Raw genomic sequence first — 26,523 nt, 5'->3', positions numbered from 1 at the left:
ACACAAGAAACCTCGCTGGCGCTATGGTACTGGTTGAGCCATTAACCTATTAAGGATAAATAATGCTAATCGTGAGAGAAGCCAAAGAGAAAGATATTGATACTATTTATGACTTGATCATCGCTATTGCGAGGCATCACGATCAAGAGGAGTATGTTGTCACTGATAAGAATGAACTGTTGAAATCAGGCTTTAATGAAAATCCAGCGTTTGGGGTTCTGTTGGCAGAAGTCGATGGCGAAGTGGCTGGCTATGCCTCTTATACATGGAATTACTCTATCTGGCTGGGGACTTCATACATGAATATTGATGATGTGTTTGTATGGGAAGTTTATAGAGGCCAAAAGGTGGGTGAGGCCTTGATGAAAAAGGCGAAAAGTGTCTGCAAACTTAAAGGCCTTGAACGAATAAAATGGGAAGTGGAACAAGATAATCATCAGGCGATAAAGTTCTATGAACGCCTGGGGGCCACAGTCGATATCAAAGGTGTCTGCCGTTGGACTGTTATATAGCGCAATTGAAAGGCAGTTTAATGGAATTAGAAATTTTTCAAGTCGATTCATTTACATTAGAGGTGTTTAAAGGCAATCCGGCGGGTGTTTGTATCACGGAAAATGCCTTGGATGAAGCGCTGATGTTCGCGATTGCTGCTGAAATGGCTGTCTCTGAAACCGCCTTCTTATCCTTGAGTGACTTAAGGTTAAGGTGGTTCACGCCTCAAGTGGAAGTAAAGCTTTGCGGCCATGGAACATTGGCAGTCGTTCATGTACTAAAAGAGAAGGGCCTGTTCGGTGTGGGTGATGAACTCGCTTTCAATACGCTATCCGGTGTTTTACGGGTAAAAATTGAGAACAATCACATTGAGATGGACTTCCCTGCTGCTTGCTTAGATTTCGATGTTCCTGTTGATGAGCAGATGTTGGTGTTTCTGGGATTAAGTGCTGTCCAAGTCGTTTCCCATAGCTATTTTGATTCGAAGAACTTCATTGAGATAGACAGTGAACAAACGCTTATCGCCCTCGAGCCTAATTTTGATTGCTTAAAACAGTTACCGGGACGTGGCGTTGTGGTGACGGCTAAGTCTGCTTCAGAAGATGTTGATTTTATCTCCCGTTACTTTGCCCCTTGGGTCGGTATTAACGAAGATCCTGTGACCGGATCAGCCCATTGCGCGCTGGCCGTGTATTGGGGGGATAAGCTACAGAAAACTAAGTTGAATGGATATCAGGCCTCTGAGCGAGGTGGTTTTGTGGATGTTGAGTGCTTGCCAAATCAGCGGGTTAAATTAATTGGTCAAGCCGTGACTGTACTCAAAGGAAGCATGTACGTTTAAGCTTCTAGATAACTTAGGACATTTTGCTGCAGATAACTTGTTGGTAGTTGGAGCAAAATGTTTTCATATCAGGTTAAGGCTTATATTTCCTATTACCTTGATATCTTCTGTTTACATACTGTTAACTCAAGCGTACAGGCCAGCTTTTTTTAATATTTCCCCATGCCTGACTTCAACTTATGTTCATGCTTAAATCTGTCTGACTATTTAAATGCTGACGATGGCTATTTGATAATGGCTGTAATCATTTTATAACAATAATTATAAGATTAACTGGAGCTACGAGTATGAGCTGTCCCCACAATAACTATCGGGCCATGGAAGATGATATCCATACTGATTTTAAAGATGATATGTCCTATGGCGACTATCTGAAATTAAATCAGGTGCTATCGGCGCAGCAGCCTTTATCTAATCAACATGATGAGATGTTGTTTATCATTATTCATCAGGCGAGTGAGCTATGGCTTAAGTTGGCGGGACATGAACTCACTAATGCGGTGAAGAATATTCAGGAGGGAGATTTTGGCCATGCTTTCAAGGTCATCTCTAGGGTGAAGCAGATCCTTAATCAGCTGACTCAGTCCTGGAATATTTTGTCGACCTTGACGCCGGTGGATTATCTTAAATTTCGGGATGCGCTGGGGCATTCTTCCGGTTTTCAGTCCTATGGATATCGTAAAGTCGAATTTTTACTGGGCAATAAAAATGCATCCCTGCTCAAGGTTCACGAAAGCGACCCAGTGGTTCATCAGGAGCTGCAACAGATCCTAGAGGCGCCCAGCCTCTACGATGTCACCATTAAGTTATTGCATGACAATGGCCTAGTCATAGATGAAGACGTGCTAACCAGAGACTTCAGTCAAGCCTATCAGAGCAATGACTCGGTTTTAAATGCTTGGTTAAACGTGTATAGAAATGCCGATGAACATTTTCAACTCTATGAGTTAGCAGAAAAATTAATAGATATAGAAGATAGTTTTCAGCAGTGGCGCTTCAAGCATATGTATACGGTGCAGCGGATCATAGGCAATAAGATGGGCACAGGAGGCTCATCGGGTGTTGGCTTCTTGAAAAAAGCGCTGGATATCAGCTTCTTCCCAGAGCTTTTTGAGCTTAGAACTCATCTATAGGTACTGACTCATACAGATAGAGACGCACTGTTAATCTGTATTAACAATAAAAATAACAGCACCGGCATTTGGAGAAGAAAGCATGACTCAGGATATCGCGTTATCACTGCAGCCTCACTATGAAAATTTTAAGGTTAGCGAACGTATTTTATTGTCGGGACACTCACATCAAGCCTGGCCGGATGTAGCCAAGCAAGGCTTACTTAAGTGCTTCGATGATGCGGCAAAACATATCGATGATAAGTGGCAGGCCGCCTTTGAAAAGGCCGATAGAGTACGAGATTTTTACCGTAGGCTGCTGGGTGAGCGCGATGCTCAGATCGCATTAGGCGCCTCTACCCATGAGCTGTTATTACGCTTCTTGTCGGATCTGAGCTGCTTTAAACGACCGGCTAACAGGCTGATAAAAATCGTTACCACAGATGGTGAGTTTCACTCGCTGCGTAGGCAGCTGAATCGTTTAAAAGCGCTGAATATTGAAATTGAAGTGGTGCCAGTACAGCCAAGCGCTAGCTTAGCCGAACGAATCATCGACAAGCTAGATGACAAAACCGATGCTGTTATGGTTTCTGCGGTATTTTTTGCTACCAGTGAGATTTTCAAAGATGTTGGAGTCGTCGCCAAAGCCGCTGCCAGTTTGAATATTCCCTGTTTAGTGGATGCCTATCATGCACTGAATGTGGTGCCCTTTAATCTCAGTTTATGGCAATTAGACTCGGCATTTGTGGTCGCTGGTGGCTATAAGTACTGCCAAGCAGGTGAAGGTAACTGCATGATGCGGATCCCGCATAACTATCAGGGCAGTCCCATTATTACCGGTTGGTTTGCCGAGTTTGATGTACTTGACCAGGCTCCTGGCAAAGTGGACTTCGGCCCAGGTCAGAGTGCATTTGCGGGTTCAACCTATGATCCTGTGAGTCATTACCGCGGGGCAGAAGTATTCGATTTCTTCGAAGCACAGAACCTTTCAGATACCAAGCTTAGGGAGATCAGTCAGCAACAGATAACACAACTATGGCAAGGTATTGAAGCCATGGGACTTAGTAATGACAGCCTAGCACTGCCATCCCATACTATGGCTAACAATGCCGGCTTCTTATCTTTAACCACTGCCAAAGCGAGCGACTGGGTATCACAACTGGCTGAAAGAGGCATCTTGTGTGACAGTCGCGGCAACCAACTAAGATTTGGACCCGCGCCTTATGTGACCAAGGCTCAGCTGGAACAGGCACTCAATGTGGTTGAAGATCTAGCAAAGCGGATTGGCTAGCTATTGTTAAATGCGCAAAAGTGTGGAAGAAAGAACAAAGCCATGCTCAATATATACAGTGTAGTTTTTTGCTCGCTTAAAAGTGACTCTCCCTTAAGCACAATATTGATGTGATAGTGGGTTATCAGATTCCAATTTTAGATTATTGTAAATGATAGTTTAAGGTATGTATTAATAGCTAGTTTAATCTTGGTTATCGCAAGGGGGATCTGTTTAGATCTCATTTCCAAATTCATTACCGTTACATCGAGAAAGAAACACATTTCCGGACTGGATCTTAGTCATGAGTTTATGCTGGAAGCAAATAAATAATGGTCAGTTGGCTTTGTTGATAAATCTCGATGAGTTCTGTTATTGTTCAGGTATTTTATGTTCTTAGCAATAATCTTGGTTACCTAGAAAGTATCGATAACCAAGACTCTACATGTTAGGCCTGTAGAACGTTAAGAATAATAACCTCAGATTATTCTTTTCAAAGATATAACAAGACTAGCTATAGTATCTACATTAGTCATTGTCTATTATAGTTGTTTCGGCGGTGAAAGAATTTTCTTTATCTCCTGAAATCCAAGCTGAAAAATAAAAAACTTCTTGAGATTCTGGAATGTTATCATCTAAAGTATAGTAAGTTACTTTAACCTTACTTACATCCTTAGGAATGTTTAACACTTTGAAGTTTATTAAGTTAATATCGTATTGATATGTGCTAGTCAAATCTATGTAAATTAACTCTACATCAGCATGGAGGTCCTTCCAGATTTGTGCAGAGTTAGTGATGAGCTGAATGTGTAGAGGCGTATTACGGTAAGTAGCTTGATCAAATATAATTTGACTAGTATTCGAATCCCCTTCAATTAATACTTGTTTGTCCGTAAGCATATCGCTAATCATGATGCTATTTTCAGAGTAAGAGCGACTAATGTCTATACTATAACTCGATTTGTCTTGTTGCATTTCATCTAACCAAGCATTTAATGTTATAAATTTATCTCCATCAATGCTACTGTCAATTAAAGTTAATGCTCTTATGGTTATTTCATTTATGCCCTCAGGTATAAGTAGGTTTTCGGTATTGTCAATGTCTAAAATTATAGGCCAAGTTTGTCCTTTATCATAACTCACATAAGATAAACTACTAAAATCGATATTAATAACACTGTTATTTTCATTGGAGAAATTTAGAGATAAAACTCTCTCGCGACTTGTTGGGGCTGTGAGTTTTACATTAAATGTAGCATCATTACCATTAATTGTTCCTGTTATATAATCGACTTGAGCATCTTCCAATGGTGGGGGAGGGGGAGTTGAAAAGTTAGCGTTAATTACGGCGTTAATCAAATTAACTCCGGGGAAGTCAGAAACAACAATGCCAGTATAGGAAGGTTGATGCTTTACTATCCAATTAGTTGTTAATACATTAGTTCCTTCAAAAGCGATAGTGCAAAAACCTATGAAGCAACTAACCCTTGGGAAGTCTTTATAAGAATGTTTCCACCAAGGAGTCGTTAAGCCAGTCGCCAGTCTAGGGCTATTAGTACCGGGGCTAGAATGACCACTAGCCACAAAATAGGGAAAGCTCCCCCCTGAAGCATTTAAATAGTTCATGGTTTTACTTTTTACTATGTCGGATTTTATGAGTTGAGACTTTACTTTCTCCCATTTGCTATACAGCTTCCAATTTGTGGAAACAAAGTTAGAATCTTGAGTGTCAAACGAAGAGTAGGGTACTCCAAATTTATTATTTTTTACATTTGGCAAGTCTTGAATGAAAACAATTTTCCCTCTTGCACTCTCGATTGTTTGAATAATCCCATCATTACTCCAAATTATATTTGAATATCGATTCACATAGTCATTGAATGTGTCTTTAAAGCTTCTGTCGTTATGTTTATGTTTATGTTTGTCATATCCTGACACATTAATGAATATGAATTCAGAAGGGTTCTGCAGCAAAAACAAAGAAACCTCATCTAGAATTTCACCAAACATAGTTTCATGGAATAGCGTCCCATCAGGAACTACGAACGAACCATATTTATGTATAAGCTCTATATCCAAAAAACGGATTCCTGAATTTAACTGCTGTGTTATTGATAGTGTTTGCGTTTTATTTATTGGGCCACCATAGATATTTCCAGATCTATGAGTTCCTGGGATAGATATTTCATATATTGATTTTGATTCTGGGATGTCAATCATCCATGTCGATTTATACGGCAGGTCTTCTCGACTATGGTGGTAGGCATCATCATAATGTGCCAAAGGTGCAGTGGATATAAAGAATAGAAAGAACAATATTTTCATTTGATGGACTCTGGTTTTAATGGTTTTTTTAAATCGTTATTAGGTTCAGGTATGTGTTTAGTTTCGGTTTTATCGAAAATGTGTAATTCACTATGATAGTTGGCTAGGGGGGATGTTGACAATGTTAATTACATTTGGGAAACAAAAAGGTTAGGTGTAATGAATTATATCTCCTAGTGTCTGCATGGGAATTAATTAATGTTGTAGCTTATTGTAATTCAATAAAAATTAAAGTTTAAACTTTTCATTGTCTCGGAAATGCAATTGGTCAGTATGCTTATACTTCAAAACTCTAACATCGATTCACTTTACAATATTACGCTTCCGTTTCATAATCTCTGTGGATAATTTGAACCTGAGTAGGCTGCAAGTGTTTCGTCATGTACAAGATCCTGAGTTTTGGTTGACACTAAAATTTTTGAATCTCACCTTAAGAAAAGGCGAGTTTTGACCTATGCTGGGGATATTGAAATCAAGCGCTGTGACAGATTTTAGAGGAGTTTCAACATTTGAAGTTGAGGTGTATCTCTGGCTAGTAAGTTATCCTGGACGATTAGATCTGCTGAACCAATATGAATATGACTTGCGCAAAATATGCCAATAAATTTAGTTAAAGATTTTCTGGGTGGCCACTTTAGGTTGATATTCTAGCCTCAGATACCAACTCCCAATTTGTGGGCGAACGTATCTATATAGTTCTTCGATATTCCGAGTAGCATGATGCGCTTATAGTTCGTAAGTTATTTTCGAATGACTCTGTCATGTATGCGTCTGAAAAATATCCTACAAAGCATGATGAGATGCTGTTTATTGTGATCCATCAGGCGAACTGTGGCTCAAGCTGGCGGGATATGAATTGAGTAGCGCGGTAAAGAATATTCAGGAGGGAGAATGCACTGAATATGGTGCCTTTCAATCTCAATGAGTGGCAGTTAGCGTCGGCATCTGTGGTTGCTGGTGGCTATAAGTACTGCCAAGCAGGTGAGGGTAACTGCATGATGCGGATTCCGCAGAACTATCAAGGCAGCCCTATTATTACCGCTTGGTATGCCGAGTTTGATGTACTTGACCAGGCTCCTGGCAAAGTGGGGTTTGGTCCGGGTCAGAGTGCCTTTGCGGGTTCAACCTATGATCCTGTGAGTCATTACCGCGCGGCAGAAGTATTCGATTTCTTCGAAGCTCAGAACCTCACGGATACCAAGCTTAGGGAAATCAGTCAGCAACAGATAACACAACTATGGCAAGGTGAAGCCATGGGACTCAGTAACGGCTGCCTAGCACTGCCATCCCATACTATGGCTAACAATGCCGGCTTCTTATCTTTAACCACTGCCAAAGCGAGCGACTGGGTATAACAACTGGCTGAAAGAGGCATTTTGTGTGACAGTCGCGGCAACCAACTAAGATTTGGACCCGCGTCTTATGTGACCAAGGCTCAGCTGGAATAGGCACTCAATGTAGTTGAAGACCTTGCTAGGCGGATTGGCTAGTGGGTTATCAGCTGTCGACTATCCCCGCTTGGAATGTCGACACTCTAGATCGTTAGGCTAATGTCACGTGATTTAGTTTTAAATGCCTTTAGCTCGGATACGGTTAACATTCGCATTCATCAAATGGCGTAGCAGGTAACGAAATAGGAATTTCTTTATCCCTGATAGGTTACTGCCATAACTCTTGTAGAAATCATCGGGTTGAATATACAAACCAAAATCATCGGCTATCCCCTCGCTTTGAATATAGGTATCCTCACCCCGCCAGTCGATATCCGGGTTTGATAGGCTTTTAGTCGCAATACCAAAGCCGGAAAACTGCTGACACTGCTTACCAAAACTCTGCTGTACTTGGGCAAGGTAGTCACTATCAATAATATAACCCTCTAAGTTTATCCAGCGATTATCTAGCTCTACTTCCACCCAACTATGGATGATCCGTTTTGGTGCTATCCAAAATAGGTAGTTAGGAATAGCGCCGCGCTGGAGCTCGTTAAAGATGGTAAAACCGTGAAAACGGCTGGGAATTCCTACCGCCCGAAACAGCGCCATAAGCAAGGTGCCTTTAGTATTGCACTGGCCGTAGCCATCTTTTAATACTTGGCTGGCAGATAAGCGGTCATCGGCATTATAGCCGAACTGAATCTCATCACGGACATAGGTATATATTGCGCCGATAGCATCATATTGGCTCAGCTGTGCCCAGTCTCGTTTATCGACTAGGCTCTGAATACTCGGATGCTTACAATCTAACATGGCAGTGGTTTGTAGATGCTGTTTAGTTATCTCGTTTTGCTTTGCTGTTGTTGTCATGGGTATCTCCAATATCAAATCTGTACGCTGGGTATGAGTCGATATTAGAAGCTAGTGCTGCAGATAAATTGAATAAACTGGCTAACTTGATCGGATAAGCGGTAGTTTGGGTGATTGGATATTTAGCTTATTTATTTAAGTTGGAATAGGATTTAAGCTGGAGTAGGGCTAATGCTTGGCGAATTGTCATGCCGAAATTATTTTTAAATGTCCGGCTTAAGTGAGCACTGTCGGCAAAGCCTGCTAAGTAAGCGGCCTGAGTTGCATTGCTACCTTGTTTTAAGGCATTAATGGCGCAGAACATTCGACGCCATAGCAAGTAGGGGCGCCAGGCTATGGCCATCTCCTCGCGAAATAGATGGAGAAAACGACTCTCAGATAGAGCTAGTTGCTCTGCAACCTGCGCAGCCCGCCAATTGCTGGGCTTAACGCAATCGCCATTAATGCACTTGTCCAGTTGCGAAACCAGACTCTGTATACGTTTGTCTGTGGGCTGACTGGTGAATGTGTTGGGATAACTGCCTAGACCTAGCTGTTCAAAGAGTGGTGTTAATAGGGGAAAGGGCTGGTCGTCGCTGCCTGCAATTGATGGCATAGTGGATGATTGCTGCTCTATGTCGCATGTAGGGCGGCCAGCAAGCTTCTCTTGCAGGGCTTTCCCCCAATGGCTCAGAGGTTCGATCAGGAGTATCCAGCCAGATGCCATGGAAAGTTGGTGCTCCACGTCGGCATCGATCACCAGCGCACCAGTTCCAGCTGTATTATTTAGCTGATAAGAGGCGTTTGGGCTTGGCAATATCAGTTGAATCGCATGGTGCTTATGGGGGGCAGTATCGAGCGCCGAGCCATAAATGATTAATATGCCGGGTTTGAGCCAAACGCTTGGGTGCATCTGTATCTCCTCTTGTTTCTCAATGAGCCAACTATGTAGATAAAACAGAACCGGGTGATGTTCTGAACATCATTTGAAGAGGTGATTCTATTGAAAATAATTCCAAATCTTAAGGGCGACAGGCCCTAATGCTCTGTTTTTTAGTTTAGAGACATACATAGGAAGTTTGAACTCTCCTAAGGTATCCAGTGTGATCAAGTCCCCGCTTTCCAGCTCTTTCTTAACCAGATGTTCAGGCAGTCGTCCCCAGCCCAGACCTTGAGTGATTAAGGTCTTTTTTGTATGAAGGTCGGTGACATACCACTTAAGAGTAGCATCAATAAAACTGGTATCCGGTGATTTACTGTCGGTCGATTTGACTATCACCTGAGGATAAGCGGCAAGCTCATCTTCTGTCACTTTATTGAGATCTTTAAGGGGGAGCAGCTTAGATATTAGCAGAGGGATATTCATGGTATCGATTAGGTTATAGTCCACCGCTTTATTTTTAAACGGGGCACCATAGATTGCAATATCGACCTTTTCATCCAGTAACATTCTCTCGCCTGATGCGACTTCAATTTCCAGATGAATCGTGGTGCTCGGGAACGTTTGCTTCAATTCGAGCAGCAGCTCAGTGATTCTATCCAGAGGGAAGTTGGAGCTCACCCCAAAGCGTAACTCTGTCTCACACTCACCCTTTAGCTCATTCACGTAGGTTTCAAAATCACTGGCCTGCTTGAGTAGCTGCCTAATTTTTACAATTAAGAGTTTTCCGTCTGCCGTGAGTTCAGGTCGATAGGTTTGACGATTAAAGATCTGAATATCGTAATAAGACTCGACCTGTTTTACTGAGTAGGACACAGCCGAGCGCACCTTATGTAGTTTCTCGCTGGCTTTCTGAAAGCTGCCTTCTGCACAGATGGTATTGATAACCTGAAGATGTTCTAAATTCACCATGGTCTAATAATATGACCATCTTGTGCTAAAAGCTATGCTTTTTTGTGAACAGGTGATGCCTTAAAGTTATCTCATTCGAGCAGCGACATCGATTAAATATGAATTGAAGACTCGCTTGGTGAATGGGTGACAACAAATCGAATTTTAATCTATATACAAGAATTGACTCTAATTAGAAGGAAGCAAAAACAATGAAAATTTTAGCAATTGGTGCGAACGGCATTATCGGTAAGGCAGTGGTTAATTGTTTAGCAAAGGATCATGATGTTATCTCAGTGGGCCATAGCCGAGGTGATATTACTGTCGATACTCAAAGCAAAGACTCGATTCGAGCCTTGTTTGAGCAGGTGGGCATGGTGGATGCCGTAGTGAGCATGGCGGGCAATGGCGCCATGGGGAGTCTTGCGGACATGCCTGATTCTGGTTACCAGACTGTGCTGGACAGTAAGGTGATGGGGCAGGTTAATCTGGTACGAATAGGGCTTGAATATCTTAATTACGGGGGCTCTATTACCTTAACTTCGGGTCAGTCATCTGATAATCCTTCACTAGGGACGGCTGCTATCTCTATGGCGACTGCGGCGGTCAATGGTTTCGTTGGCGCTGCAGCACTTGAGTTAATCGACGGTAAAAGGCTTAACGTCGTGAGCCCAAGCTTTGTTAAAGAGACGATGGAGATGCTGGGTATGGACAGCAGTACAGGTATGCCAGCCGATGAGCTTGCTGCCTATTATGTTGCCAGTGTTAGCGGACAGAAAAATGGTGCTGTATATCAGGCCGTCGCAGGTCTAGAAGAGTAATGCAGCCTCTAAAAGATTGTTTGAATGCGGATGAATAGCAACAGATAAAGCATCTGCGAACCGATATCGTCGAGACTAACTTCTCAGTAGCCGTTAGCTGACGAAATTCGTTATCGATAAGAGTGAAAAGGTCAGTGTATTTGTCACGCTGACCTTTTGTCTTTCTTATGATCATCATCTATTAATAGGCGACCCCGATACGTTGCCGCGGATACTTGCCTGTCTCGACTTCATCGATCATGGCCAGTGCATAATCACTCACCGAAATCTTGCTATTGCCTTCTGCATCTGTGAGTAACTGTTCTCCCCCACACGATATTGAGCTTGTTTTTCTCCTGGGAAAATCAGCGCCGCCGGGCTGATAAAGGTCCAGTTAATTGGACTATTACTCTGGCGAAATACCTCGAGAGCCTTACCCATCTCAATTGACTCTGTGTGATATTCTGCAGGAAATTCAGGGGTATCTACCAGTTGAACATTGGGCGCGACTTCCAGAGAGCCTGCACCGCCAACCCATAATAGTCGCTCAATGTGAGCGTGAGGCAGCTCGGATAGTAACTTCTCAGCCGTTTTAGAGACTATGCCATGGTTACCGGCTGCGCGTCCGCCGATAGCCGAGATGACCACATCGGCGCCTTTTACCGCTGTGGCTAAATCTGCCTGGCTATTGAGTAGATCGAAGCGGCGAGCTTCTATGTCGGTATCTGTGATCTTAGTTGTGTCCCGCACTAAGGCGATAACCTGATGGCCTCGGTTTTTAGCTTCTGTAACGATATGGCTGCCAATCCAACCCGATGCGCCTATGACTGCAATTTTCATTTTAAATCCTCTTATTCGTTTAATACCAATCGAGATCAGTATTTAGTTTTGATAACCATTGCAGTCTACTAGCAGGGGAATATGGGATAAATATCGATTAATGATGTAGATTGTATCTATGTAAGATACTAATGGTGGGTGTGATGGATAGGTTTACTGCAATGCGAAGTTTTGTCGAGGTGGCCAATACTGCCAGTTTCACTCAGGCTGCTGATAATTTGAGCTTGAGCAGACTGCAGGTGTCTCGCCATGTACAAGACCTTGAGTCTTGGTTGAAGCTGAGGCTATTGCATCGCACCACTCGGAAGGTGAGTTTGACCCATGCAGGGGAGGCGGCATTAAAGCGTTGTGAGCGGATCTTAGATGAAACCGCGGCATTGGAGTTCGAGGCCTTGTCTCAGGCAGATAAGTTATCGGGAACGATTCGAATTACAGCGCCAATCGGACTCTCACAAAATATGTTGATTGATTTAGTGGAAGATTTTACCGAGCTTCATCCCTTGGTCAACATAGATATTTTTGCCTCGGATACTTACTCGCAATTAGTGGACGAGCGCATCGATATAGCGCTTAGGTATACTCAGCAACCCGATGAAAGCCTGATAGCACGTAAATTGTTTTCGATTGATTCTGTGCTGTGCGCGTCGGAAGAATACCTCAAATTGCATGGCGAGCCCGTATCGCCAGCTGAACTAACCAAGCATAACTGTTTAGTGCATCTTGGCATGTCTGAGTGGCGCTTTATCCGTGATAATCAACAATTCTCGGTTGAGGTGAAAGGCAATATTCAAGGTAATGATGTGGGTTTATTACTTAGATCTGCTATCCGAGGCAAGGGTGTTGTCAGGTTACCCTGCGATCTCGCTAACCCAATCATTGCCGCTAAACAGCTGCAACCAATACTCTTGGATTATTACTTTCCCAGTAGTCCCCTGTGGGCCGTGTATCTGTCCCGCAGTTATCAACTACCTCTAGTGAGACAGTTTATCGACTTTATTGCTGAGCAATGGCAACAAGACATTAAACGCTTAGAGCCCGTGGATTAGGCCTGTTGGCTAATGCTTGTTGGCTAGGAACAGACAATAAAAAGCCCCTTAGAAAGGGGCTTGTTTACATTAAAATGGTTAATGCAGTGCTGCGGTGAAAGGAATGCTTTCACAAATCTTGGCTTCATCGACAAGCAGTTCTTCTAAACGTGTATCAACCAAGTCTTTATCGAAATACTCATAAGCCAGTTCGACAAACATTTCTTTATGTTTCTCTTCCGACTTAGCAATGGCTTCATAGAAGTCTTTCTCTTTACCTGGCTCGAGTGCTTCGGCAACGAGAGAGAAACGCTCAAAACCTCGGGCTTCGATGACACCGGCGATGAGCATGCGATCTAAAAACAGTTGATCGCTTGGGTGTCTATGAAGTTTGCGTACCTGAGTGATGTACTCATCTTTTTGATCTCGACCCAGTTCATTGTCGCGGCCGTGGATAAGCTTTAATACTTGCTTGAAATGGATCAGCTCTTCGAGGGCCAGATCTGTCATCGCACGGGCTAGCTTTTTATGCTGAGGATAATGGGACAACATAGACATGGCCATGCCCGATGCTTTCTTTTCTGCCGAAGCATGATCTTGTAAAAAGGTATCGAAATCGGCTAATACCTTTTCGGTCCACTTAAACGGCGTGTGGTATTTCAAATCAAACATAAGTGCTCTCGGCGAGAAAAAACGGCATTTTACCTAAGTTAGGCCAAGTAGCAAAGCGTTAACCTAGTGTATGCTTCAGTCGACTCTTGCTTCATCGCTTAATGCTGTCGATTTTACCTTTCTCGGTCGCTTCTATTTTCAACGGATGTTTTATCTTTTTCCAGGCTGTGACCTTACCGCCAATATTGATATGTTCAAAATTCTGCGAGGGGGCGATATCTGTGATGCTTAAAAAGTTGGCTAGCCGTTGAAAGTTTCCAGCATCAGCGACATCTATAATCAGCAGGTCTTGCTCTCGGCCGTTAAAATAGTCTAATGCGCCTTGGTAATGACGCTGATAACACTCAAGCAAGAAGCTGTCTTTGGCAATATTATCTAAAGTCAGCGGTTCAAATACCTCGTTATAGCAACGCTTTAATATCGGGTTAAAACCACCGTCACTGCGTTGTAAGTTGGTAAACATGCGCGCTAACAACTGGCGAATAGAAGGCAGCCACTTATCCGACTCTCGGGTAAGGTAAACGAACTTAGCATTTGGATAGACTTTGTCGAGTTGCTGATAATCACAAAAAATCGGCGTGTCGGCGATGATCTGGGCCTCATCCATGGCTCTTTGGGTGTAGGCGGTGTGCGCGGTTTTAAACCCCAAAGAAAGGGTGGCGACACAGACGCTGGTGGTGGCCGTTCTCGGTAGGCCTATGATAAATACTTTCTGCTCTGTCACTTGATTGTTGCTCTTTAAGATTCGATTGTCGACCTGGCTGTTGGAAAGGGGTATTACCCCGTGCGTAAACTTAAAATCTCAGCAAGCACTATCGGCTTAGGATAGCGGCAAAACTCTGTATCTTTTTTATCTATGGCATAGATAGACATTCTGTCGGCTAACTCGTTACCTTCTATGCCTATATGGGCCGCAACATGGGAGATAACCAGTTTTTCTTTAAGCTCGTCATACAGGGCATGTGATGCCTGAATGACATCCAGGTTTTTGATGTCACCGGCAGTTTTGCGTTTCCAGCCTTTGGTTTTCCAGCCATAGGCCCAATTGGTGATGCAATTTATCGAGTATTGGGAGTCACTGCGAATGTGTGCCGATTTACCTGCTGCCAAGTTCTCTTTTGCGATTAATAGCGCCTGATGCAATGCATTTAACTCGGCTGAGTTGTTGGTGCCATAGCTGTTATATAGCCCGTACCAGAGTTCAGACAACTCATTATCTTTATACACGGCAACGCCAGATCCTGCTTTACCCGGGTTTGGCTCACAGCCACCATCGGTATAGATCACCACATCATAGTCAGCGTTAGAAGCTGATGTTTTAGCTGTCGGAGCTTTTTGACTCTTGCTTGCGCTAGATGAGCTAGCTGGCTTAGCGGCGTAGGCACTCGATGCGCCTCTTGAAAATGCGGCATCGGCCTCGGATTTTGTCTTGAAAGATTTGTATTTGGCCTTAGGGAATTTATCGACCTGACGCTTGGCTTCATCCCAAGTGGTAAAAATCCCTGTTTCGCGCCCGACCCAAACCACATAAAACTTTTTAGCCATTTGATACTCTTAAATTTGCTGTATAGAAGAAAGTATATTCTGGCAAATACTACGGTTACCTAGCGCAAAAGTCACCTAATCAGAGGATAGAAGCGATAAGACTGAGCTCGTTTGTACAATCTTATACCAGTTTTATTTGTAGATAAGGTTAATCCTCTTAAAGAGCTGGATTGACTCTGATGAGAATAGCTGTGAAATTAACCCCGCAGGCTTTTGATATTCAGTTAAAAAACGGTCAACTAAAGGAGAAGCCATGATCACGACACGAGCCGTGACATCACAGGATGTGAGCCGGATTTGGCAGATAAGGACTGATGCCATATTAGAGGGATGCAGTACGCATTATACCCGATACGAGGTGCAAACCTGGGCTGGCTCGCCCATGCCGGAAGCGTTCACTGAGGTCCTGTTATCTCTCGGCGCTATTGTCGCCGTTGAATTGGTCGATGAACTCTCTGTAGAACAAGTCGCTGAAGCTCTGGGAGAATGCGGTAGCAATATCCAGGGGGATACCCCAGAAAAGATTCTGGGTTTTGGCTTTATTGATGCGGCTCAATGTCGTTTAGAGGCCGTCTTTGTTGACCCCGAAGCCGTAGGCATGGGCATAGGTAAGTTGCTTGCAATCGAGCTTGAAGTGCAGGCCAAAAAAGCGGGCGTTAAGACCTTGTCACTGTCATCTTCATTAAATGCCGTCGGTTTTTATAAAAAGTTAGGCTTTAACGCCGGAGATGAGACTCGCTGGCGCCACCCAACGGGTATTGAGCTTATGTGCATCCCCATGTGTAAATTATTATGATTCAATCTGGTTCAGCTAGCTCCAGATTTTCAGCTTGCAGACTGACTCACAGATTTCCCTTTAACCTCAGGTACACTCTTTCATAGCGATTGATATTAATTCAATTAGGTAAATTATTAGGCCACTTAGGTCATTTTTGGTTTTTCAGGAGTAAATAGTATGACGAGTCGTCCCATTATCTGTGATTGTGATCCCGGGCATGATGATGCCATCTCCCTTATTCTTGCCTTTAGCACTAAAGCCTTGGATGTGCTGGCTGTGACCACGAGTGCAGGAAATCAGACTCCGGATAAGACACTGAATAATGCGCTACGCATACTGACCTTGCTGGAGCAATATGACGTGCCCGTTGCCGGTGGCGCCCTTAAGCCTCTGGCTCGAGAGCTGATCATTGCCGATAATGTTCATGGAGAGTCCGGACTGGATGGCCCTAAGCTGCCAGATCCGGCTTTCGCTCCGGTCGAGCTCAGCGCGGTGGAGTTGATGGCGCAGAAAATTCGAGACAGTGAGGTTCCGGTTATTCTTAACCCCACGGGCCCCTTGACCAATATCGCCCTGCTGTTGGCTAGCCATCCCGAGCTGCACACTAAGATAGACAGCATAGTCTTGATGGGAGGCGCCGCGGCTGCGGGCAACTGGACGCCGGCCGCCGAGTTCAATATTTTTGTCGATCCTGAATCGGCCGATATGGTGTTTAAATCAGGTATCCCCATCGTCATGTGCGGATTGGATGTGACTCACCAAGCGTATATTGTGCAGCAAGATATAGAGCGAATTCGCGCCATAGATAATCCGGTTGCTCAGTGCGTCGCAGGTCTGTTGGATTTCTTCATGATCTATCATCAAGACCCTAAGTGGGGACTCAAGGGGGCGCCGCTGCACGATCCGTGCACCATAGCCTGGCTGCTGAAACCTGAGCTGTTTACTGCCCAAGATGTGTGGGTTGGTATCGAGACTAAGGGAGAGCATACCCAAGGCATGACAGTCGTGGACCGCTATCAGCTGTCGGGTAATAAGCCGAATGCCAAGGTGTTGTTCGATGTGGATCGTGAGGGTTTTGTCGATCTTATCGTCGAATGTTTGCAGGCGTATAATAAATAGCCTTCACTCGACTAGCTTTTTAAATCGAGACGTTTTGAGCGCATGTCTTATTATCAGAGAATGCGCTCATTGATGGATATCTGTAAGGCTTATTTCTTCATGCATTGGGAGAGTAGCTTGGCGAAGAAGTCACTGCCTTTACGCTGGGTAAACTCGATATTACGCTCGGGAATGGATTCAGGATCCTTATAGCTGGCTAGTGCTTGCTCCATGCTGGTCTCCCGAATGATATGGAGTAAAGGGTAGGGGGAGCGATTGGTGTAGTTCGATGGTTCATCCATAGGTTCGCCGTCGAAACAGTAATCCGGATGCATACTGGCTAGCTGGTATACGCCTTCATAGCCTTGTTCGATAAGCAGATTGTTGGCGACATCGACCAGATCCAGATAAGGGTAGAAGCCCTCGAAACCACGGGGGACAATAAACAGGGTGGTCTCAACATCTGGATTGTCATCCAACAACTTACACTCTTTTATCAAGGCTTCGAGTACATTATGCATCTTGGACTCATCGATCACCGCGTAGCGTATGCTGCCACGTTCGACTTCCCGGCGAGCGAACGGACAGATGTTGTACTTCATTATCACTTGCTCTACCCAACTTTGAGTCTGCTGCGCGATGAGCTGAAGTTCTTTGTCTTGTTCGTGCTGTGACATGCGGGGCTAGCCTTAATCTGTTTTGGTGATACATCGTGGGCAAGGATAAGGAGGAAAGGCAGAGTGCGCAAGCGTTCAGTGCTGAACTTACTACCTATCCTACTAAATAACTTGGCTTATGGCGACACCATGGGGATGATCGACACCACGAGTAAGAGTGCCATAGAGATGTTGAAGATTTTCTGTTGCCGTTCATTTTTGAGTAGGCGTTTTAAGGCGACGCCAAAACCTAACCAAGTCATGGCGCAGGGAAAGGCCACGCCGAGGAAAACAGCCGCGATAGTCAATACTTGGGGTGTTAATGCGGTATCAAGATTGGTGAAGGTGGCTATTGCGCCCACGGCCATGATCCAGCCTTTAGGGTTGACCCATTGAAAGGCTGCCGCCTGTATGAAACTTAATGGATTCGATGTCTGTTTGCCTTCCATCTTACTGCTGCTATTGGCGATAAGCCATGAGAGGTAGAGCAGATAAGCAATGCCTATATATTTGATGACTAAATGAATGACCGGATAGGTCTGGAATAAGGCACTCATGCCTAAACCTATGGCAAGTACCATACAAGGGAAACCAAGGCAGATCCCAGTTAAGTGCGGCAGGCTACGTTTAATGCCAAAGTTGACCCCTGAGCTCATCAACATAACGTTGTTTGGCCCCGGAGTTATCCCGGACGAGAAGGCAAACAGAGCAATAGCTAAAATGAGTTCCATGCTGGACCTGTAGGGGAAATCGGGAAGCCATATTAGCTAAATTGGTGAGACAGTGAAGCTAAATTTGCAACTGGGACTCACTTTCATAACCTGGTCGATAGTTAAGCATGCTAAGACAAGTATTCTAAGTGCTAATATTCTAGATGGCCCATAGGCAAATGTTCTCCATTTTGGTTACTTATGAGTCAGGTTAGGTTAACCTTTGCAATGTTATTGTTGATGCATTGAAAAATTGTTGAGTGCCAAGCTCTGATATCGAAAAGGAACCTCATTATCAAAAAACTAACCTGTTTATTTTTAATCACATTTTTGACGGCTTGCGTCACTGTGGACCATGTTGAAACCAGCCCAATGCGCACGACTATGGTGACTACGGGTGATCTAGGTTTCATTTCTGAAAAAACTTCTCGTTTTGCCTGGCATCCCTCATTGGAAAATGTGGTTGCGGATGAGAGAATTAACAGTGAAAAAGTCGTTCGTCATATGCGCACCTCGATCACTCAGATGATGGAGTCTAAAGGTTATCGACTCGTGTCCATCGATGAGTCTCCGGATCTGCTGATAGGGTTTGGTTTGGCACTCGAGTCCAACATGAGTGATGCCGAGATCTTGAAGGAAGCCGGATTAGTGGCTGGCTTATCGACTGCTGGTATCGATAGCGATCAGTATGAGAAAGGCTCAGTGTTAGTGGCGCTATTTAAGCCTATGCAACTACAGCCAGTTTGGCGAGTGTTAGCACAAGGTTTTACCGACTTTAAGCAGTCTGGTGAACAGAGACAGCAACGTTTTGACGAACTTATCTCTTTAATGTTGGGAAGCATTCCTAGCGTTTAATTTTAAAGATAGAAGTTTAGGAGAAGGATTTTGAAATTTTCAATGACACGAATCTTGGTATTGGCATTAACGCTGATTTCGTTTCAAGGTTTAGCGTCTGCAGACTGGGTTAAAATTGCAGATAAGACCGTCGATTATAAAACTGAAACCGATACGGTAACTCCTCATTACAGCGAGAAAAGTGTCACTCATATCAAGTTAAAGTGCACCCAAGGTTCGGTGAACCTGCATAAAGTCGTACTGCATATGAGTGACGGCACGAGTAAGACGGTGGACAACTTAGGTCTGTTAACCAAGGGACTGTCGAGCCGTAGTATCAGCGTACCTAAAGGTGATATTAAAATCGAGTCTATCGATTTAACCTATGACAGCGTCGGTAGCCAGACCTTGGCCATTGCCGGGCTTTCTAAGAAAGGTAAGCTGGACATTATGGGCAAGAAACCGGCAGACAAAGACTAATTCGTATTAGACCCGCATAGAACAAGCCCGCAAGGGCTTGTTCTATTTGGGGCTTTAGCTGGCATCATATAGACTGGGATTTGTTAAAAAAACCTGCAATCGCTTTACCTCTGTCGAGGTGAAATTCTGCTTAATATATATTGCAATTTTTAGCTCGTACTCCTCTGTATCCGCATACTCTTCCTTTATCGTCAGCTGAAACTCTTGATAGCCTCTTACCCGCGTTTTCCACTCATCTTGCGCTATTCTTACTTTCTCTACTCTGGCTGAGATTTCCGGTGTCATCTCCGGTGGTTGAACTTGCCTGTTATCGAGCATAGCGGCAATTTTTTCGGCTTGAAAGCTGGGAAGCAACGCTTGTTGCTCTGACTCATCTAACTGACTTATCTGATGTGCCAGTAATTGCTGCTTTTGTGCTGGGGTCAGGGAGTTATCTTGTCTGATGGCCGCTCTGGCTATCGCCTGTTGGTCGTAAGCATTGTCCTGTGCGAAGAAGGCTTGGATCTCCTGCTCACTGAAAAATTGAAATTGGCTATCGTGAGCCTGCTCGATAAACGCAAGGCTTTGGCTCATCTGCATATCTTCATCTATGCTGGGACTGAGATTTTTTATCTCAATAAGAGCCAATTGATAGTCACGATAACGTCCGAATAAGGCCAAAAGGTAGGCTAGTTCAGTCGAGTCTAGCGCTAGAGTATGAGCCAGCTGGATTAGCTGAGATTCTAAGGGCGTTTGATTTTGTTGGTATTCTAAGATGATGTCATCGAACTTCCATCTTAGTGCCAGCTCCATTTTTAATGGCTGCCAGATCACTTTAGGTGACTGTGAGGGTTGAGCATCTTCAATCTGTAACCTAAGTGATGGCTCTTGTTCTGGTGTTTTATTGGTTAACTTGGCTGCCGAGCTTCGATTTTCTGTAGTGATAGTCGGATACAGAACCAAACCAAGGCTGAGTAATATTAACGAAATCAGCCCAAGTATGCCGATAAGCTTAGTGAATTTCTGGCTTGGCTTAGTTCTGTCGTTCATGTTTATACCTATCCTATTAAATAGATTAGAGTCCGAGTTGGGCTAAGCGGCTTAGGTGCTGTCTGTATAGAGTGACAGGATTGGTTTCAAACCAGCTAACCAGACCGAAAGTCTGATTCACTTCATCTAAGTGATTCATCTTGTAGTTATCTTTGATGACTAAGCCTAAGTGCGAGCTACAACTTGATACCAGTCCATCGTTGGGCTCATTAAATAGCAGACCCGTTAGACTCAATGGGTAATCGCTGACATCGAACACGTGGGTGAGTTGACCGGAACCCGACCAGGAGAAGTAGTACACACCGTTGTCGGCGAGTGCTGAACCTTGGCCACAGTATTGGGCTGGTATGCCTTCTGGATAGCGCTGATTAAATGCGATAGAGCCGGCCGTAGTGAGTGATTCCATCGCTGCTATAGTGTCAGTCGGCAGACCGCTATTGCCGGAGATCCCGGCAATGATCGAGGCTAAGGTATTAAAACCTTGCTGAGCAAGCCATTCTATTGCCGAGTCGGCTGGTATTGCACTGCGAGCGAAGTCGGCAACATTGCTGCCCCAATTTACGCCGCCGATAGAGGTCACCGATGCCACCATTTCAGGGCTGACACTGGCGACGTAACGTATGGTTGGGCTGCCGTGACTGTGACCAATCAGGTTGACTTTATCGGCGCCAGTTTGTGCAAGAACGGCTTGGACGTAACTGCGTAATTGCTCCCCTCGCACCTCGCTTGAATTCGCCGGTGAAACATTTGCGACAAATACCTGTGCGCCTTGTCGCTGTAGTGCTTGTGGTATCCGGTAGAAGTAATCTATACCCCAGATATCATCGAAACCAAATAAGCCGTGAACCAGAACTATGGGATATTGTGTTGCCGATGTTGACGTGCTGGCCGTCGCATTGAATGAACTTGATAAGCTCAAGAGCAAAATTGTCAGTGTGTAGATCCATCTGTTCATATTATTCCCCAGAGTGTTGTGGATTGTCTTGTTACTTCGTCTTGTTGTTTAGTATTTTATTGTTAGCGGTTCTGTATGAAAAACGACCGCCTGTAATTATTGTTATCTCAATAATCTGATTGGATCAAGCTATGTTTTCTATTAAAAGTCAGGCTGGATAGGAGTTGTAGGTGTGTTTAAAACTAGCGATTGTTGTGTAAGCTGAGTAATAGCGTTAGATGTCGGACCTGTTTAAGACAGATCATGCTTTAGCAAAAGCTAATGAAATATTTTTGTTTTGCCAATATGAGACTCTGAAAATATTGTTAATGCAAAAAGAGGCAAGCCATTGCTTGCCTCTTTTTCAGTTATCTTGAGATTACGGCTAAAATGTTGCTTTTACCCCAAGGTTCACTGAGGTGCCAAGACCTTTAGTGTTAAAGCCTGAAAATGTGTATGCCTGAGAGCGTGCAGAGTAGTAATTTTGGTTGAACAGGTTTTCAACTCCCAGAGATAGCTGCCAGTTATTGATCTGATAGCTGCTGCTCAAGTTAACTAAGTTATAGCTGCTGACAGGCCCTTGTGTGCCGAGGTATTTACCATTGACAGGTTCGAAGCGTTTACGCTCGCCAACATAAAGGTAGCTAAGGCCGATTCTTGCTTCATTTACGGGTTGCCAGTCGAGTGTTGCCGTGAACTTAGGTGGTGAAATAGTCCTAGCTTCGAGATAAGTATCCTTGTCAGTGTTTTTGCCTTCTACCCAGCTGTAACTTACGCTAGTGGCCAAGTTGTCTTGTATCTGATAGCTGAATTGAGCTTCATAGCCCCAGATCTTCTGTGGTTCACGAATTGGCATGTATACGCCAGTTTCTTGATTATATTCACTGCGGGTGCCCAGTTCAGAATAACTTCGATATGCGGCAACTTCATAACTAAAATCTGCTAAATGTCCCGATATACCCACTTCGAAGTTGTCGACGATGGAAGCTTCTGTACGAATAAGCGAGATATCTTTAACGGTTGCGCTACGCAGTAAATCACCAAGGTCTGAGATGTCAGAGCCCTGAGAGAAACTCATAAATGGGTTGAAATACTCGTTCATATTGTACCTGACACCTATATTAAATGTTGTGGTGTCATAATCAATATCCCCCCTTTAACGTCCATAGGGACTGAGCAGGTATTGGCATCTTTGCACATTTTCAGTGTCTGGTAGTCATCGACGCTGACATTGACACTGTCTTGACGAATTCCAGTTTTGATTATCCAGTCATCATAGAACACTATTTTGGTCTGTAGGTAAGCCGCTAAGTTTGTCATGTCCATCTCTGGCACCCAGATCCGACCATCATCCAACGGCTGCGAGCTAACATCCTTGAGGGCATCCAGGCCATAGATGAAACTGACTTCGATATCATCCCAGTCTATTTGAGTATTAAAGTTAACTCTCAGACCTTTTTTATCGGATTTTATCAGCGATTGCCCGCCAGCATAACCTTCACTTGGGTTTGAGAGTACAGTGGAGTAATAGAACATGTTTTCGATGATTTGTGCGTAACCATCGAGTGTGAGTTGCGTGTTAGTCAAAATATCTTCATCGACATATTTCAGCATTAGGTTATGGTTACCGCGGGGCCCCTGAGGCTTACCCACCCTTGGATTACCTGAGGTATCTTTGATGGCATAGGTCTTAATGCCTGTATTAACGCTACCTACTACGTCAACATAATCGGTTTCCTGCTGGGAATCGTAATAATTGTAGGTAAGCTGAAGATACTTTTCCTCATCGAATGAATAGCCGAATTTAGTGAATAAATTTCTCGACTTACTCTCAGATAGACCATATTTTAGGCCGATCACATCGCCTTCAGAATCACGCTGTAAACCAGTTTCTTCTATGGCAGCATTCACCACGTAACTGAAATTATCGACAGTACCGTCTATGGAGGCATCGAAGCGATAACCTGGAGTATCTTCGAATTTTACCGCGCTGAATTTGCTCGATGCGCCTATTTGAATTCTGGCTTTATCCTCGCTGCTGGCCTTCTTGGTGATGTAGTTGATGATGCCACCCGATGCGCCATTACCATAAATTGAGGTCGCGCCCTTAATGACTTCGATGCGCTCTATGGTACCAGCATCGATGGATCGAATGCCTAACAGACCATTTCTTAGCGGTGTCGACTGTGGCACGCCATCGATCATTATCAGTGCCTGACGGCCACGTAATGTTTGCCCCGAGTTACTCGAGCTTCCCGTACTCGGTGCCATTCCGGGGACTCGGAACGCCAGTATGTTCTGTAGTTCTGAGCTGACTAGCATATCTTGTGTAAGCATCTTGTTGTCGATCAAGGTGATCGAAGATGGCACTTCATCGATGCGTTCAACACCACGACTGCCAGTTATTATCATTCTCTCCAGTGAATTAGAGGTGATGGAGTTAGCCTGATCATCGGCTTGGACTGAAAGTGACGGCAGAGCGAGGAAAAACAGTGCACATCGCGTGGTTATCGCTGATTTTTTTAATGAAAAAAATGACATTGTAGTTCTTCATGTAATAAAAGGTGATGAGAATGATAATGGTTACTGCATTTATTTAAAGTGTATTTACGTTTGTTTCCCCAGTGTTGATTCTGGTTCTGGATGGGGAATATTTTTACTCTGAATGTATTTTTTATGTATGATGCCGGTGTAAACTTTCTGATTTTTTTGATTAGATAAATTTATTAATCGTAGGATATTTTATGTTGAAGCTCATGTTCACCACGCTCGTGTTCGCATCATTAAGTGTGAGTGCCGCTACCTCTAAAGATCTAATCAAGTCTACTGAATCATGGGACGGCAATAAACTGCCTGCATACTCATTGACCCAACCTGAAGTGACCATTAAAGAGATAGTGATAGCGCCCGGTGAAGAATTGCCCTGGCATCAACATCCGGTAATTAATGCCGGCATACTTCTAAGTGGTGAATTGATGGTGTACACCCGCGACGGTAAAAAGAAAAACCTGAAAGCCGGAGACACGCTTATCGAACTGGTTAATACCTCTCATTATGGAAAAAACATCAGTTCAGAGCCGGCCAAAATCGTGGTGTTTTATCTGGCTGAGCAAGGGGATAAAGTGACTATTTTAGATCATAAACATTAATATTTATTAGGAATAATCCATCTTAATCGCTAAACAAAAAGCTCATGATTTTCATGAGCTTTTTTATTAAAACTGTTTATTGACTCAGCTTAGCCGACGCTAATCTCATAGGAGGTGAACTTGCGTAGATTGATCACACCAGTATCGAAGATTAAATACTGACCTTTTATGCCGAGCAATATGCCGCTGACCACAGGCTCTTTGTCGAAGTTATGTGAACTTATTTTGGTTGGAAACTCGGTGACGGGGAAGTGGATACTCTGTATCTCTTCATCGAGCTTCTCAATGGCGTAGTCGCCATGTGCCATGCATATTTCATGGATCTTGTTTTCGACTTCCGGCAGTAATTCTGCGGCTTTCGCTTTTAGATCTATTTCTTGTGCATTGCCCTTTAACATGGTGCGCCAATTGGTCTTATCGGCGATCATCTTGGCTAGTTCGACTTCGACGAGTCCAGAGATCTGTCTGGTCGACACCTTCAAGATAGCTAAACCTTGGGTGGCACCCTGATCAATCCATCGGGTCGGGAGTTGGGTGTGACGTGTGATGCCAACTTTGAGTCCTGAGGTATTTGACAGGTAAACGTAATGGGGCACGAAACAGTTAGCCTCTCCCCATTCAGGCTCGCGGCATGTCCCCTCGGCGAAATGACATGTTTCGGGCTTCATGATACACATGTCGCAGCTGGCCAGCTTTCTCATACAGACGAAACAATGGCCCTGAGAATAGCTCTTCTTGGTGCGCTTACCACAGTTACTGCAACATATTTTGCCTGTATGTGTGAGGGTGACACTGGTGCCGATTAGCGGATTCATGTCTAATAAATCATCGCCTATAGGCAACTGATACTGCACCTGCTGGTTATCATCCAGTGTGGCGCGCATCTTCTTGATGGTTCCTAACATATTTTTTCCTATCATTGGAAACTCTATCGTTCCCTATAATTTTGAGCATGACATTAACGATCTTATGTTTCTCATTATATCAGATTGTTGGTTTGATTCTTGATTGATTTAACCGATTGCGAAGTGATTATGTAAAGAAGCATTCTGAAGGCTAAGTGAGCAGGGGAGTAATCGAAGATAAAGTCATCGAAGAGAAAGGTTCTCCTCGATGTAGAGACTGAGTCTATTTTTTCTTGGGTCGGATAGCTATTGGGTCAAGTCTGCTTTAGCGGCTTATCTTATCGAGTACCACATCATCACCTAATGCATAAAGTGCTTCACATAGTTGTTCCTCTTGCTCGGGGTTTTTCATGCCGAGATCGAAGTTTGCTCTGAATAAGGCGATGCCAGTGTGGCAGGCTGTCTCATAACGACTGCTGAAGTGTTCGATATTGATACCCAGGGCGCTTATTTTGTTGGAGATCTCGTGTACCAGACCGGGTCTGTCATAGGCGACGAGTGAGAAGCTAAGATGTTGTAGTTTATTGGGCTGTTTGCTGGTCTTGGCATAGGTCAGGCTCAAGCCTTCGATACATTCCAGGCTTTCGATTAAGATGTCCCAGTTGGACGAAGGCACCTCTAACAGGAGTATGGCGGCGAAGATACCATCGATATGACGTAGTTCAGAATCCAGCCAATTACCGCCATGGCGACTCACCGCGTGGGCTATCTGTTCAACTAGTCCTTTTTTATCTGCAACCTGCAGTGTAACTAAATAACGTAACATATTGATATTTCTCCTGTCTTTAATTGTTTTCATCCTTGATTAGGCACTGTAACACTAGTGTCATCTTTACGTCATATAATGCCACACATCAGAATAATGAGAATGTTTCTAAGCTATTGTTAGCATAGCAGTTGAAACAATCCCAGTGA

At 44.0% G+C, this 26,523-nt stretch carries 25 protein-coding genes and 2 pseudogenes; 12 read left to right on the top strand and 15 right to left on the bottom strand.

The annotated features are described in order from the left end of the window. Positions 1 to 62: 62 nt before the first annotated feature. From FM037_RS19630 to FM037_RS19615, 4 genes are all read left to right on the top strand, one after another. Positions 63 to 512: a GNAT family N-acetyltransferase gene (locus FM037_RS19630; RefSeq protein WP_144047382.1), complete on the top strand. Its 450-nt coding sequence runs from the start codon at positions 63 to 65 to the stop codon at positions 510 to 512. 20 nt (positions 513 to 532) lie between these two features. Beyond that, positions 533 to 1,333 (top strand): PhzF family phenazine biosynthesis protein, encoded by an 801-nt coding sequence (locus tag FM037_RS19625; protein WP_144047381.1) that lies wholly within the window; start codon positions 533 to 535, stop codon positions 1,331 to 1,333. A gap of 287 nt (positions 1,334 to 1,620) precedes the next feature. Next, a complete protein-coding gene (gene kynA, locus FM037_RS19620; RefSeq protein WP_144047380.1) occupies positions 1,621 to 2,466 on the top strand; it encodes a tryptophan 2,3-dioxygenase in 846 nt (281 codons plus the stop codon). A gap of 82 nt (positions 2,467 to 2,548) precedes the next feature. Beyond that, entirely contained in the window at positions 2,549 to 3,736 is a 1,188-nt protein-coding gene (locus tag FM037_RS19615) for an aminotransferase class V-fold PLP-dependent enzyme (RefSeq protein ID WP_144047379.1), read from the top strand. 507 nt (positions 3,737 to 4,243) lie between these two features. Here the strand turns inward: FM037_RS19615 and FM037_RS28600 are convergent. Next, on the bottom strand, positions 4,244 to 6,040 hold the full coding sequence (locus FM037_RS28600; protein ID WP_185976863.1) for a phosphatidylinositol-specific phospholipase C domain-containing protein: 1,797 nt from the start codon (positions 6,038 to 6,040) through the stop codon (positions 4,244 to 4,246). 902 nt (positions 6,041 to 6,942) lie between these two features. On the opposite strand from FM037_RS28600, the gene FM037_RS19605 reads away from it, so the two are divergent. Further along, on the top strand, positions 6,943 to 7,395 hold the full coding sequence (locus tag FM037_RS19605; protein ID WP_144047378.1) for a hypothetical protein: 453 nt from the start codon (positions 6,943 to 6,945) through the stop codon (positions 7,393 to 7,395). Between the two features lie 213 nt (positions 7,396 to 7,608). On the opposite strand, the gene FM037_RS19600 is transcribed toward FM037_RS19605, so the two are convergent. The 3 genes from FM037_RS19600 to FM037_RS19590 all read right to left on the bottom strand — a co-directional run bounded on the left by FM037_RS19600 (position 7,609) and on the right by FM037_RS19590 (position 10,174). Beyond that, entirely contained in the window at positions 7,609 to 8,343 is a 735-nt protein-coding gene (locus tag FM037_RS19600) for a transglutaminase-like domain-containing protein (RefSeq protein WP_144047377.1), read from the bottom strand. Positions 8,344 to 8,470: 127 nt separating this feature from the next. Beyond that, entirely contained in the window at positions 8,471 to 9,235 is a 765-nt protein-coding gene (locus tag FM037_RS19595; RefSeq protein WP_144047376.1) for a helix-turn-helix transcriptional regulator, read from the bottom strand. A gap of 87 nt (positions 9,236 to 9,322) precedes the next feature. Further along, complete coding sequence (locus FM037_RS19590; protein WP_144047375.1) at positions 9,323 to 10,174, bottom strand: LysR family transcriptional regulator; 852 nt, start codon at positions 10,172 to 10,174, stop codon at positions 9,323 to 9,325. A 191-nt stretch (positions 10,175 to 10,365) separates the two neighbouring features. Here FM037_RS19590 and FM037_RS19585 point away from each other — a divergent pair, with 191 nt between their 5' ends. Then, positions 10,366 to 10,974 (top strand): short chain dehydrogenase, encoded by a 609-nt coding sequence (locus tag FM037_RS19585; protein ID WP_144047374.1) that lies wholly within the window; start codon positions 10,366 to 10,368, stop codon positions 10,972 to 10,974. Between the two features lie 181 nt (positions 10,975 to 11,155). Here the strand turns inward: FM037_RS19585 and FM037_RS19580 are convergent. Continuing rightward, a pseudogene (locus tag FM037_RS19580) lies at positions 11,156 to 11,793 on the bottom strand (NAD(P)-dependent oxidoreductase). Between the two features lie 143 nt (positions 11,794 to 11,936). Here FM037_RS19580 and FM037_RS19575 point away from each other — a divergent pair. After that, a complete protein-coding gene (locus tag FM037_RS19575) occupies positions 11,937 to 12,839 on the top strand; it encodes a LysR family transcriptional regulator (RefSeq protein ID WP_144047373.1) in 903 nt (300 codons plus the stop codon). A gap of 78 nt (positions 12,840 to 12,917) precedes the next feature. On the opposite strand, the gene miaE is transcribed toward FM037_RS19575, so the two are convergent. The 3 genes from miaE to FM037_RS19560 all read right to left on the bottom strand — a co-directional run bounded on the left by miaE (position 12,918) and on the right by FM037_RS19560 (position 15,035). Next, entirely contained in the window at positions 12,918 to 13,490 is a 573-nt protein-coding gene (miaE, locus tag FM037_RS19570; RefSeq protein WP_144047372.1) for a tRNA-(ms[2]io[6]A)-hydroxylase, read from the bottom strand. Between the two features lie 91 nt (positions 13,491 to 13,581). Continuing rightward, positions 13,582 to 14,214, bottom strand: coding sequence for a sulfotransferase family protein (locus tag FM037_RS19565; RefSeq protein WP_144047371.1), 633 nt, complete (start codon positions 14,212 to 14,214; stop codon positions 13,582 to 13,584). 53 nt (positions 14,215 to 14,267) lie between these two features. Beyond that, positions 14,268 to 15,035: a ribonuclease H family protein gene (locus tag FM037_RS19560; protein ID WP_144047370.1), complete on the bottom strand. Its 768-nt coding sequence runs from the start codon at positions 15,033 to 15,035 to the stop codon at positions 14,268 to 14,270. Positions 15,036 to 15,288: 253 nt separating this feature from the next. On the opposite strand from FM037_RS19560, the gene FM037_RS19555 reads away from it, so the two are divergent. Together FM037_RS19555 and rihA are read left to right on the top strand one after the other, a co-directional pair. Then, on the top strand, positions 15,289 to 15,831 hold the full coding sequence (locus tag FM037_RS19555) for a GNAT family N-acetyltransferase (protein WP_144047369.1): 543 nt from the start codon (positions 15,289 to 15,291) through the stop codon (positions 15,829 to 15,831). Positions 15,832 to 15,990: 159 nt separating this feature from the next. Next, positions 15,991 to 16,932: a pyrimidine-specific ribonucleoside hydrolase RihA gene (rihA, locus tag FM037_RS19550; RefSeq protein WP_144047368.1), complete on the top strand. Its 942-nt coding sequence runs from the start codon at positions 15,991 to 15,993 to the stop codon at positions 16,930 to 16,932. Between the two features lie 89 nt (positions 16,933 to 17,021). Here the strand turns inward: rihA and FM037_RS19545 are convergent, their stop codons facing one another. Both FM037_RS19545 and FM037_RS19540 read right to left on the bottom strand, forming a co-directional pair. Beyond that, the gene (locus FM037_RS19545) at positions 17,022 to 17,588 is read right to left on the bottom strand and encodes a DUF1415 domain-containing protein (protein ID WP_144047367.1); all 567 of its coding nucleotides are present in this window, start codon (positions 17,586 to 17,588) and stop codon (positions 17,022 to 17,024) included. A gap of 116 nt (positions 17,589 to 17,704) precedes the next feature. Next, on the bottom strand, positions 17,705 to 18,298 hold the full coding sequence (locus tag FM037_RS19540; RefSeq protein ID WP_144047366.1) for a LysE family translocator: 594 nt from the start codon (positions 18,296 to 18,298) through the stop codon (positions 17,705 to 17,707). Between the two features lie 327 nt (positions 18,299 to 18,625). Here FM037_RS19540 and FM037_RS19535 point away from each other — a divergent pair, with 327 nt between their 5' ends. Together FM037_RS19535 and FM037_RS19530 are read left to right on the top strand one after the other, a co-directional pair. After that, positions 18,626 to 19,132 (top strand): DUF4136 domain-containing protein, encoded by a 507-nt coding sequence (locus FM037_RS19535; RefSeq protein WP_229380946.1) that lies wholly within the window; start codon positions 18,626 to 18,628, stop codon positions 19,130 to 19,132. A 30-nt stretch (positions 19,133 to 19,162) separates the two neighbouring features. After that, positions 19,163 to 19,591: a hypothetical protein gene (locus FM037_RS19530; protein WP_144047364.1), complete on the top strand. Its 429-nt coding sequence runs from the start codon at positions 19,163 to 19,165 to the stop codon at positions 19,589 to 19,591. 54 nt (positions 19,592 to 19,645) lie between these two features. On the opposite strand, the gene FM037_RS19525 is transcribed toward FM037_RS19530, so the two are convergent. From FM037_RS19525 to FM037_RS30205, 3 genes and pseudogenes are all read right to left on the bottom strand, one after another. After that, a complete protein-coding gene (locus tag FM037_RS19525; protein WP_144047363.1) occupies positions 19,646 to 20,620 on the bottom strand; it encodes a lipase chaperone family protein in 975 nt (324 codons plus the stop codon). Positions 20,621 to 20,645: 25 nt separating this feature from the next. Then, positions 20,646 to 21,575, bottom strand: coding sequence for an esterase/lipase family protein (locus tag FM037_RS19520; RefSeq protein ID WP_144047362.1), 930 nt, complete (start codon positions 21,573 to 21,575; stop codon positions 20,646 to 20,648). A 364-nt stretch (positions 21,576 to 21,939) separates the two neighbouring features. Beyond that, positions 21,940 to 24,095 (bottom strand): annotated as a pseudogene (locus FM037_RS30205) (TonB-dependent receptor). 203 nt (positions 24,096 to 24,298) lie between these two features. Here FM037_RS30205 and FM037_RS19510 point away from each other — a divergent pair. After that, complete coding sequence (locus FM037_RS19510) at positions 24,299 to 24,703, top strand: cupin domain-containing protein (protein ID WP_144047361.1); 405 nt, start codon at positions 24,299 to 24,301, stop codon at positions 24,701 to 24,703. Positions 24,704 to 24,792: 89 nt separating this feature from the next. Here FM037_RS19510 and FM037_RS19505 read toward each other — a convergent pair whose 3' ends face one another. Further along, positions 24,793 to 25,608, bottom strand: coding sequence for a DUF2797 domain-containing protein (locus FM037_RS19505; RefSeq protein WP_144047360.1), 816 nt, complete (start codon positions 25,606 to 25,608; stop codon positions 24,793 to 24,795). A gap of 265 nt (positions 25,609 to 25,873) precedes the next feature. Beyond that, complete coding sequence (locus FM037_RS19500) at positions 25,874 to 26,374, bottom strand: glycine cleavage system protein R (RefSeq protein WP_144047359.1); 501 nt, start codon at positions 26,372 to 26,374, stop codon at positions 25,874 to 25,876. Positions 26,375 to 26,523: the final 149 nt, after the last annotated feature.

This window comes from Shewanella psychropiezotolerans (assembly GCF_007197555.1).
Lineage (GTDB): Bacteria > Pseudomonadota > Gammaproteobacteria > Enterobacterales > Shewanellaceae > Shewanella > Shewanella psychropiezotolerans.
This window is presented reverse-complemented; position numbering and strand designations above follow the sequence as displayed.

What these genes read in the sequence shown, in the direction of transcription:
- FM037_RS19560 (WP_144047370.1), bottom strand. Translation starts at nt 15,035, where the DNA reads ATGGCTAAAAAGTTTTATGTGGTTTGGGTCGGGCGCGAAACAGGGATT.
- kynA (WP_144047380.1), top strand. Translation starts at nt 1,621, where the DNA reads ATGAGCTGTCCCCACAATAACTATCGGGCCATGGAAGATGATATCCAT.
- FM037_RS19585 (WP_144047374.1), top strand. Translation starts at nt 10,366, where the DNA reads ATGAAAATTTTAGCAATTGGTGCGAACGGCATTATCGGTAAGGCAGTG.
- FM037_RS19605 (WP_144047378.1), top strand. Translation starts at nt 6,943, where the DNA reads ATGGTGCCTTTCAATCTCAATGAGTGGCAGTTAGCGTCGGCATCTGTG.
- FM037_RS19600 (WP_144047377.1), bottom strand. Translation starts at nt 8,343, where the DNA reads ATGACAACAACAGCAAAGCAAAACGAGATAACTAAACAGCATCTACAA.
- FM037_RS19540 (WP_144047366.1), bottom strand. Translation starts at nt 18,298, where the DNA reads ATGGAACTCATTTTAGCTATTGCTCTGTTTGCCTTCTCGTCCGGGATA.
- rihA (WP_144047368.1), top strand. Translation starts at nt 15,991, where the DNA reads ATGACGAGTCGTCCCATTATCTGTGATTGTGATCCCGGGCATGATGAT.
- FM037_RS19520 (WP_144047362.1), bottom strand. Translation starts at nt 21,575, where the DNA reads ATGAACAGATGGATCTACACACTGACAATTTTGCTCTTGAGCTTATCA.
- FM037_RS19505 (WP_144047360.1), bottom strand. Translation starts at nt 25,608, where the DNA reads ATGTTAGGAACCATCAAGAAGATGCGCGCCACACTGGATGATAACCAG.
- FM037_RS19595 (WP_144047376.1), bottom strand. Translation starts at nt 9,235, where the DNA reads ATGCACCCAAGCGTTTGGCTCAAACCCGGCATATTAATCATTTATGGC.
- FM037_RS19590 (WP_144047375.1), bottom strand. Translation starts at nt 10,174, where the DNA reads ATGGTGAATTTAGAACATCTTCAGGTTATCAATACCATCTGTGCAGAA.
- FM037_RS19625 (WP_144047381.1), top strand. Translation starts at nt 533, where the DNA reads ATGGAATTAGAAATTTTTCAAGTCGATTCATTTACATTAGAGGTGTTT.
- miaE (WP_144047372.1), bottom strand. Translation starts at nt 13,490, where the DNA reads ATGTTTGATTTGAAATACCACACGCCGTTTAAGTGGACCGAAAAGGTA.
- FM037_RS19555 (WP_144047369.1), top strand. Translation starts at nt 15,289, where the DNA reads ATGATCACGACACGAGCCGTGACATCACAGGATGTGAGCCGGATTTGG.
- FM037_RS19500 (WP_144047359.1), bottom strand. Translation starts at nt 26,374, where the DNA reads ATGTTACGTTATTTAGTTACACTGCAGGTTGCAGATAAAAAAGGACTA.
- FM037_RS19510 (WP_144047361.1), top strand. Translation starts at nt 24,299, where the DNA reads ATGTTGAAGCTCATGTTCACCACGCTCGTGTTCGCATCATTAAGTGTG.
- FM037_RS19525 (WP_144047363.1), bottom strand. Translation starts at nt 20,620, where the DNA reads ATGAACGACAGAACTAAGCCAAGCCAGAAATTCACTAAGCTTATCGGC.
- FM037_RS28600 (WP_185976863.1), bottom strand. Translation starts at nt 6,040, where the DNA reads ATGAAAATATTGTTCTTTCTATTCTTTATATCCACTGCACCTTTGGCA.
- FM037_RS19575 (WP_144047373.1), top strand. Translation starts at nt 11,937, where the DNA reads ATGGATAGGTTTACTGCAATGCGAAGTTTTGTCGAGGTGGCCAATACT.
- FM037_RS19630 (WP_144047382.1), top strand. Translation starts at nt 63, where the DNA reads ATGCTAATCGTGAGAGAAGCCAAAGAGAAAGATATTGATACTATTTAT.
- FM037_RS19615 (WP_144047379.1), top strand. Translation starts at nt 2,549, where the DNA reads ATGACTCAGGATATCGCGTTATCACTGCAGCCTCACTATGAAAATTTT.
- FM037_RS19545 (WP_144047367.1), bottom strand. Translation starts at nt 17,588, where the DNA reads ATGTCACAGCACGAACAAGACAAAGAACTTCAGCTCATCGCGCAGCAG.